The organism is Halocola ammonii (genome assembly GCF_049334165.1).
Lineage (GTDB): Bacteria > Bacteroidota > Bacteroidia > Flavobacteriales_D > Sanyastnellaceae > JBEGHD01.
Window position 1 is genome coordinate 1 of record NZ_JBEGHD010000023.1, and the last position, 8,810, is coordinate 8,810.

8 protein-coding genes and 1 riboswitch are annotated in these 8,810 nt (G+C 44.7%); of the genes, 7 read left to right on the top strand and 1 reads right to left on the bottom strand.

Annotation, left to right across the window (positions count from 1 at the left end):
• The 3 genes from ABHV44_RS15920 to ABHV44_RS15930 form a co-directional block, all read left to right on the top strand.
• A partial coding sequence (locus ABHV44_RS15920) for an RHS repeat-associated core domain-containing protein (protein ID WP_459075712.1) occupies positions 1–1,049 on the top strand: 1,049 nt, incomplete at its 5' end.
• Positions 1,039–1,533, top strand: a complete 495-nt coding sequence (locus tag ABHV44_RS15925; protein ID WP_459075713.1) for a hypothetical protein — start codon at positions 1,039–1,041, stop codon at positions 1,531–1,533. The genes ABHV44_RS15920 and ABHV44_RS15925, both read left to right, overlap by 11 nt.
• 77 nt (positions 1,534–1,610) lie before the next feature.
• Complete coding sequence (locus ABHV44_RS15930; RefSeq protein ID WP_459075714.1) at positions 1,611–1,988, top strand: hypothetical protein; 378 nt, start codon at positions 1,611–1,613, stop codon at positions 1,986–1,988.
• Positions 1,989–2,134: 146 nt separating this feature from the next.
• Here the strand turns inward: ABHV44_RS15930 and ABHV44_RS15935 are convergent, their stop codons facing one another.
• Positions 2,135–2,278 carry a hypothetical protein gene (locus tag ABHV44_RS15935; protein WP_459075715.1) on the bottom strand — a complete coding sequence of 48 codons (144 nt, stop codon included), beginning with the start codon at positions 2,276–2,278 and terminating at the stop codon, positions 2,135–2,137.
• Positions 2,279–2,522: 244 nt separating this feature from the next.
• On the opposite strand from ABHV44_RS15935, the gene ABHV44_RS15940 reads away from it, so the two are divergent.
• The 4 genes from ABHV44_RS15940 (at position 2,523) to ABHV44_RS15955 (ending at position 8,324) form a co-directional block, all read left to right on the top strand.
• Positions 2,523–2,963, top strand: coding sequence for a hypothetical protein (locus ABHV44_RS15940; RefSeq protein ID WP_459075716.1), 441 nt, complete (start codon positions 2,523–2,525; stop codon positions 2,961–2,963).
• Positions 2,964–3,428: 465 nt separating this feature from the next.
• A riboswitch (cobalamin riboswitch) is annotated at positions 3,429–3,656 on the top strand.
• A gap of 88 nt (positions 3,657–3,744) precedes the next feature.
• Positions 3,745–5,157, top strand: a complete 1,413-nt coding sequence (locus ABHV44_RS15945) for a T9SS type A sorting domain-containing protein (RefSeq protein ID WP_459075717.1) — start codon at positions 3,745–3,747, stop codon at positions 5,155–5,157.
• 261 nt (positions 5,158–5,418) lie between these two features.
• Positions 5,419–7,308 carry a TonB-dependent receptor gene (locus ABHV44_RS15950; protein ID WP_459075718.1) on the top strand — a complete coding sequence of 630 codons (1,890 nt, stop codon included), beginning with the start codon at positions 5,419–5,421 and terminating at the stop codon, positions 7,306–7,308.
• Complete coding sequence (locus ABHV44_RS15955) at positions 7,305–8,324, top strand: DUF5074 domain-containing protein (protein ID WP_459075719.1); 1,020 nt, start codon at positions 7,305–7,307, stop codon at positions 8,322–8,324. The genes ABHV44_RS15950 and ABHV44_RS15955 overlap by 4 nt, the downstream gene beginning before the upstream one ends.
• Positions 8,325–8,810 lie beyond the last annotated feature (486 nt).

An 8,810-nucleotide genomic window follows, 5' to 3' on the forward strand; every position in this document is an offset into this window, starting at 1 on the left:
AAGAGGAAAGGCCTTTAGACGCTTTTGGAAAAAATCTGGAAGTGATCAAGGGAAAATCCGTAGCACCCCAAAAATCTGATGTTAACTACTTCACATTTGGGATGACGATGCCCGGAGACCTCGCCTACCAGGGAAGTGACTACAGGTATGGCTTCCAGGGTCAGGAAACTGATAAGGAATGGTTAGGGGGGAGTGCGGTGTCTTTCAAGTATAGAGTGCACGATGCGAGGATTGGGAGGTTTTTAAGTGTTGATCCTCTCGCTCCGGATTATCCATTCTATTCACCCTACGCATTCAGCGGCAATCGAGTAAATGATAGGATTGAATTAGAAGGATTGGAGCCTGGACAGACTATACTGCATGAGGATCAACCTGTTAGAGTTGTAACTGCGAATGACGCGTACAGTCATATTCAAATGAGAGAAATACATCCAAATTCCGATGTTGCATTTAAGCTAGAATCAGGGCATCGACAAATGGAGGCTGAACAACGACATTATGATTATGTAATGAGTTTTCCAGTCATTGATTTCAAAAATGAGCAGGTGTGGATCAGGAACAAGTTGATATATGACGAGGATTGGTTGAATGGTAGTAATGATGTCGCAAATTATGGCGGTAAATATGGTGGAGAATATGGGTATCATAATGGAGGAAAGCAACTTCTTTTCGGAACATGGGGAGTCATCTTATCTGGGGGAACGTTATATATTGCAGGAGCAGCCATGGGGGGAGGGACTATAGCCCTCGAGGGCATTAGCTTAGCGGCATCTGCTGATGATTTTTCAACAGTGTTTTTCGAAAAGAACAAAACACTCCTTTCAGAAACTTTAGGTATTGATCCAGAGGTTCTGAACACAGGTAAGTCGATTGCAAATACAGGTCAATTTTTGAAAAACCTGTATAAAGTAGTCAACAACGCTGTGACTAATCCTAAAGCGACTGATGATGCCATAGAAATTGGAACATTAGCTTTAGAAGAAATTCAGGTGATGATTGATGCATTTGAAGAACAGCAAGCAGAGACTAACAGTACAAATGGAGAATAAAATAGTGGGAAATAAGATCAAAATCACACCGTGGTCAGAATGGTATCATCTTGCCCTAATTGGTTTTTTTATTTCATGGCTATTGTATTATTCAGAACGAATAGTTGGATACTTAAAGGTGCCGATAATCCTAGCTTTTAATTTCTTATTGTTTGTTTTTTGTGCTAAATGGGTGGAAATTTCAGATGAAGGCATTATTGTAAAAAAGATTTACTCTAAAGGTTATGTAGTTAAGTATTCTGAAATTAAAAAAATAAAACTAGATAAGCCACCGAAGTATGAGCATAATTATGCATTTTGCATTTCACTTTTTCGAAAAAATCGATATTTCTCGGTTAGAAATGCCAATACTGTGAGAGATATTTTGAAAATACTAGCTAAGCAAAAAGTAAATGTCGAGTTTGGTGACAGTGGAAGCGTTGCTCCCTTGAAGGAGTATTATTTTAAACAGTGTAGTATGAACGGGGAATCAACTAATATGTGACAACCAGCAGATTTTCTATAGCTCAATTTAGCTGTGTAATTTTTAGTAATGAACACCTTACGTCATAAAAAAGAAGAATGAGAGAGGATATTTTAGACAGACCTGACAGAAAGGGAGGGGATCCCAAAAAAGGAGTTTATGTGCTTTTGAGCGCGATACTTTTGGAGGTAATTGCTTTGATAATGAATCATTTTCACATTATATTCCACTCGTTGTTGTTTATGATTTCGGCTTCTGTCCCAATTGGTACATATTTGAAAGTCATTTTAAGCTATCGAAAATTTAGAATGGTCTTCTGGGCTCATACAGCAGCTTTCTCTGTCTCAATTGTGTTTGCATATGTATTGAACCTCACTTTGTTAGGCTCTGCCATATTTTTTGGGCTCATTATTTTGGTAGGTGTTTTGAGCTGGAATAGAATTCAATCATGGTTTGGTTTTGAGAATAAAAACTAAGGGAACCTTCCCCGTCTTTTCTATGTTTAGGGTTTCGCAAAATCGGAAGAGAAGCAAAAGCAACTTGAAAAATCCCAGGCTTAACGGTCTGGGTTTTTTTGTTATCCATAAGCGGCTCTGGCTTTGGCATCACTCAGCATAGCATCCTAGGTAAAGAGAATGTGCTCCCGGTCCTGTTCGGGTAGCTTTTGCATGCTCAGAATCTTTTTGATGATGTCCTGTTCCAATTGCAGATCTTCTTTACCGACTAGGTAATCTAAAGACACCTCTAAAGCTTCGGCAATCTTCATGGCGATAGCTCGCGCCTTTCTCTCAGCAAACCTTTTAATTCATACGAAATACTCCGAATCAAACCCACCACCCGCGTTAGGGATTGCAGTGGAAATTCTTTATTTCGCGGGGCCATGAAAATTGTGACGATTTGAATACCTTGCAGTCTGAGCTGTTGCTGTCAATCTAAAATAGCAACTGGAATTGAGAATAAAAGAGGTATTCGACACCAATCCTAACTACCCTAAACAAAAATGATTTCTAATGATATATTTTAAAGATCAAAAAATAGCGAAGTCTATCAGCGTGGAATGGTATGATGGACCAATGAAAGGATTTGCTGAATGCCCTGTAACTTACGAAAACTTTCACTTTGAATTTATTGGATGGGGGCATCCTAAACTATTTGAAGAACCAGATTACCCTGTATTCTACTTTTCACGATCAATGTTATACACTTTTGAAGATATAGAGTCAGTTTTTAGAAAGTATGACAAACCTGATTATCCTTTTTGGCTTCCTCAAAATTGGAATGAAGAAATACAACAAAATGTTGATAAATGGGACAGAGAACTAAGAGAAGATAGGTTAATTGTTTGTTGGAAACTTCCTGAAAGTGATGTACTGAAGATCGAACATGTGAAATATTGGCGAGAGCGGAAAGATAAAAACTTTAGTGACTGGACTAAGGGCATTGTATGGTAAATTAATTAAAGCTTCAATATTGAAGACAATCTGAATATTTTGAGACGACAGCAGTCGTAATGTTTTCCCCCGCTGGCACGAGCTTGTAGCTGGTGCCTTTCTCTTTCAATTAATCCGAAATACTCCGAATCAAACCCACCATCCGCGTTAGGGATTGCAGTGGAAATCCTTTATTGCTGCGTTTGCCTTTTTGCTCGGGACAATAAAGATTGAAGCGGAAAGCCCGACCCGCCAGGGGAATGCCCAGAAAGGAACATGATGATATTAGTAATAATCACCAGTGTCTCGACTACGCTAAACTTTCGCAGTGGCTTCAGTTTACAAAGTCGACAAACGGCTCTCGCGCCATCTTTTGGTTCAACTTTAATGATTGTACCTGATACAGAGAATCATAAATTGTCTATTTGGTTCCCTTAAACTTGCACACCTGTTGAAAAACTAATTTTCCCCGCCCAAATTGTTGTTTACCTTTGCTGCGCTTTTGGTTCTCTCGATGGCGTTCGACCGCGAGAGATAAAAAGGGAATCCGGTGCCCGGCTTTTTTGCCGCTATTCCGGAACTGTACCCGCAGCTGTGAGCTCCAAAGGCCTTTTAGCAAATACCCCTGCCACTGTTTTGTCAAGTCGTGACAAGATGGGAAGGCGCTAAAAGGACGGAGTAAGTCAGAAGACCTGCCAAGAAGCAAATTCGGCCAGTGCTTTCGGGTTAAAAAGCCAGTGCGAAGTTGCATAAGATCGGTTCTCCAAAAACAAAATCAGAACCGCTCGCAAACTTTATTTACATGTTTGTTTCTACACCTTTAATGAGCGTGGCACATGCTCCAAAAGTGCTATTGGTATTCGTTTTTTCTTGTATTATTTCTTTCAATCTCTCTGCGCAATTCACCCAGGACGATGTTTCCTTTTGGGTGGGCGAAGGAGAAAATTCGGCCGTTTTGGTTGTCGACTTCAACCAAGGCGATGCCGAAGAGTCTTTGGCCTGGGGCTTTCGCTTTGATGGCGAAACCACTGGTGGCGACATGCTCGCTGCCATCGATGCTGCTGACGTGGCCATGCGCGTTAATGCTGAGGCCTTTCTAAACGACATTTTTTACATCACCAAATCCGGTGTGGGTGGAATGCCCGACTACTGGGGTACCTGGAGTAGCGTCAACGGCACCGACTGGGAATCGAACAGCGGCCTTGGCGAAACGGTAGCCGATGGTGACTGGTTTGGCTGCACTTATACAGATTTCGATCCGGCTGTGCCTCCGGCAGAGCCGATTGCGGCAACTGAGTTTGAGGCTGGTCCTTTTGCCCCTGCAGCGGAAGAGGAAGGCTCAACAGCCATTCCGGGAACAAGTGTTTCTTTCGTGGCCTGGGCTACGAATTGCGAAGTGCTACGCGGTCCAACTGACATCACAGACGAAACGTCACCACTTGCCACGACAGGAGATCCGCAAAACGCCACTGGTGCTGCTGACGGAAGTTCGATTGTGAGCCTCGGTGATGGTGGAACAGCAACACTCACTTTTGACGCTCCGATCTACAACGGTCCGGGTGCCGACTTTGCTGTTTTTGAAAATGCTTTTGACGACACTTTCCTCGAATTGGCTTTCGTGGAGGTGAGTTCTGATGGTGAAACGTTCGTGCGCTTCCCGGCCATCTCGCTGACGCAAACAGAAACGCAGATTGGCGGTTTTGATCCGCTGCAAACCGAGTTGCTCTACAATTTCGCTGGAAAGTACCGCGCGAATTTTGGAACTCCTTTCGACCTCGAACAACTGGCTGATTCAGCTAACATCGACATCGATGCGGTTACCCACGTCAGAATTGTTGACGTTGTTGGATCGATCGATGAAAACTACGCGTCTCTCGATGCTCACGGATTTCCGGTGAACGATCCTTTTACTACTGCTTTTGAGTCTGGCGGTTTCGACCTCGATGCCGTGGGTGCAATTCACTCGACCGTTGATGTTGCCGAGATGGCACAAAGAAAGGTTTCCGTTTACCCGAATCCAACTACCAACTTTATTCAGGTTGAAGTTGAAGCAACGGCAAGCGTAGAAATTTACTCGCAAGCGGGAAGATTGGTGATGCGCCAGGATGATTACCGCGGAGGAGCAATCGACTTGAAAAGCCTCACCAACGGTAGCTACATCGTCCGCGTGACAACGGCCGGTGATAGCTTCAGTGAAGTTGTTTTGAAGCGGTAGAATGATTTAAAAACAAAGGATTCAATGAGTCTTCCACGCTCTGTGTCTCGACTCCGCTCGACAACCTGCCTACCCGCGAACTAATGGCTGGTGAGGTGGGAGTTTCTCGAGCGGAGTCGAGAGAGTGCGATTTGAAAGACACTTTAATTGTGCTCTCGATCAATGATTCAACGCTAATCGAGACAAGCAGGGTCAGAGGCTTCATAAATAAAAAGATTTTAAAAGCTGTACGGATTTAACTTACAGGTCAATAATCAACACGTGAGAATCACACTACTAATATTGCTCTTCCCAGCATTCCTCGCTGCGCAAAACGACACCGGAATGGTGATTGTCCCGCAGTTGGACCATGCTGATGTGGTTGCACTCGAGAATTTCGAGGCGCACAAGGAGCAGACGTTTGATTCGCTTGCATTTGAAGATCCATTGCTTTTCGACCTAGATGATCTGATTGCCGCGCGAACTCCGGTTTTCATCAAGCAGTATGGGAACTCGGGGATCGCCACGGCAGGCTTTCGCGGCACTGGCGCAGTGCACACTTCTGTCCTCTGGAACGGACTGGACGTGAATTCGCCTACTCTCGGTCAATCGGACCTGAACACTTTTCCGTTGGCTTTTAGCGAAAGCGTGGATGTAACGTACGGCATTAGCAGTTTGCCACAGAGCAGTGGTGGACTGGGTGGAACAATCTCGCTCAACGATCAACTTCATTTTGAGAATCGCACCAACGCCAAGTTCAGGTTGGGAATGGGCAGTTTCTCCAAAATGGAAGGAATGGGAAAAATCTCCTGGGGCTCGAAGCGGTGGCAGTTCGAGACCGGGATTTTTCATCGTCAGGCAGAAAACGATTTCACCTTTGTAGATCCAAGCCGGGCAGACTTGCCTACAGACACGATGCAGAATGCTGACTACACGATTTCGGGGGTTAGCCAGTCGGTTGGTTTTAAGCCGAACGATCACCACACATTCAACTTCCACTTAAACGCCACGAAGGCAGAGCGAACCATTCCGGGGATTTTGCTTTCCCCAGGCAAATATTCGCAGCAGTGGGACGAGAACGTGAGGGGAGTGCTCGAGTGGAAACACGTCCGACAGAAATCTATTCAAAGAATTCAGAGTGGCTTTACTTTCGACCGGCTCGACTATCAGGGTGATGAATTTTCGAACACGAACTCTTCGAGTTGGCAGTCGCAGTATCGCGGTTTGTTTTTGCTCAGCGAAAAGTGGAAACTAAGAACCCTGGCGCAACATCGAATCTACTTTGCCGAGTCGGATGGTTACAGCAGTTCACACCGACAAAACAGAACGATTCTGTCGTCAACTATCGAGCGGGAAACCAAGTCCAATCGAGTTTTCCTGACTTTGAGAGAAGAAAAGATCGATGATGTTTTTTCACCTTTTCTCTTTTCAGTTGGCTCAGTTCAAAGGCTTTTTGGCGGAGTTTCACTCAAAGCAAATGTCGGAAGAAACTATCGCTATCCGGCTTTTAACGACCTGTATTGGAATCCCGGAGGAAACCCAAATCTGGAACCAGAAGAAGGTTGGAGTGCAGAAGCCGGCCTAACCTGGGAACGAACGGATGACGGAGATAGAACCACTTTCACTCACCAGCTTGGCGTGAACTACTACCTCTCGCTCATCGAAAACTGGATTTTGTGGAGTCCGAAGGAAAACATCTGGCAGCCTCAAAATCTCTGGAAAGTAAGAAATAGGGGAGTGGAAGTGAACCTCTCTGAAAAGGTCGAATCCGGAAGTTGGAGACTGAACGTTGACTTACAATACTCTTACACTTCCACAGAAAATATTGAAGAGTCGGCTGCCAACGAAGGAATGCAGTTGATTTACGTGCCGTTTCACACGGCCAGAGCTGTAGTCAATGCAAAGTGGAAAAGCTGGACTGCGAGAGTTCAGTACGCGCACAACGGCAAGCGCTACATCGCAGCCGATCACTCTTCGTGGATGCCTTTTTTCAGCACAACAGACGTGAGCCTTGGAAAGGAATTTGAAATCGGCAACGATCGACTTTCATGCTTTTTCACGATCAATAATCTTCTCGATCAAAACTATCAGGTAATGCCCTGGAGGCCTATGCCGGGAAGAAATTTTATGGTGAACCTCGTTTATGAATTTAAATCAGGACAGAAGAGATGAGAACGATCAACGCGATCTTGATTCTGGTTTTAGCTGTTGCACTTAGCAGCTGTGAAAAAGACAATTTCGGTCCTCAACAGGAAGAGCAAAGTACGGAGCTGAGCGGTTCCAAAGCAATCGTCCTGAACGAAGGCAATTTTAATTTCGGGAATGCTTCTCTGTCGTTGGTCGATCAAGGTGGAGAAGTTCAAAACCAGGTTTTTCAAAATACTAACAGTTCGCCTCTTGGCGATGTGCTTCAGAGCGGAGTTAAGCACAACAACCGGTTTTACTTTGTGCTCAACAACAGCGGGAAGGTGGTAGTGACCGACACGAGTTTTCAGCAAGTTGGTGAGATTACCGGTCTTCAGTCTCCGCGATACTTTTTACCTGTTGGTGAATCGAGAGCTTTTGTAAGTGATATTTATTCGGATGAGATTTCGGTGGTTGACCTCGATCAGTCGACAGTGATCTCCACTATTGATATTGGCGCCTGGGTGGAGCAGATGGCCTTCGTAAATGAGCTGGTATATGCGGTAAACAAGGACAACAACACCCTGGACGTGATAGATCCTGACTCTCAAGAAATTCTAAGTTCTATTGAGGTCCCTTCTGGGCCTTCAGACATCGAAGTAGATGCTTTTGGAACGATTTGGATGATGTGCACCGGAGGTATCGGGGCGAACGAGTTTGCGCTCTGCCAGGTAGATCCTTCAACTGAGCAGACCGAGGTATTCGAAGTGAGCTCAGCGTCCGGTTTTCTGGAGTTGAATTCTGAAAGAGACGAGTTGTTTTACTTAGGCGACAACTCCGTCTACAGCTTGTCAGTGACCGGTGGAGCAGAGGAGCAGGTCTTTTCAATCAGCGGTGATCCGTTGGCCTACGGCTTCGAGGTTGATCCTTCCACTGGAAATTTTTGGATCACAGACGCAGCTGACTATGTGGAGCAGGGTTCTGTCTTGGTTTTCGATGGAGAAGGAAACCAGCAGTTTACAGCTGATGTGGGCTACCTACCTAATGGTGTTGTCTTTTGGTAGACCTTGAGCATACAGCTACGGAAAAGGAAACACATAGGCACATAGGAAATCAAAGGCACATAGTCAGAAGCTTTAAATCCTATGTGTCTTAGAACGATCATGAACAGTAATGGGATCTGCTTCGGTTGAAAACTCCCGGTGAATGGAAAAGAAACTCTACTGTGCCCATGTGGTTTAATCATATCTGCGAAAAGGGCTCTCCCCTTTGGGGTTGGGGGAAGCGATGGCTCATGGCGAAAAGCTAGCAGCTAAGTATTTTTAACATGAAGATCATGAAGGTTTTAAGGAGCATTAAGTGAATCGTACTAGTCTTAATGCCTCTTCACTTCTTAACTCACCTTAATGTTTCAGGTTCCAGCGCTGAATAGCCTGCTTTCAGCTACGGAAAAGGAAACACATAGGCACATAGGAAATCAAAGGCACATAGTCAGAGCTCTAATTTCTATGTGTCTTCGAACTATCATGAACGGTAATGGGATCTGCTTC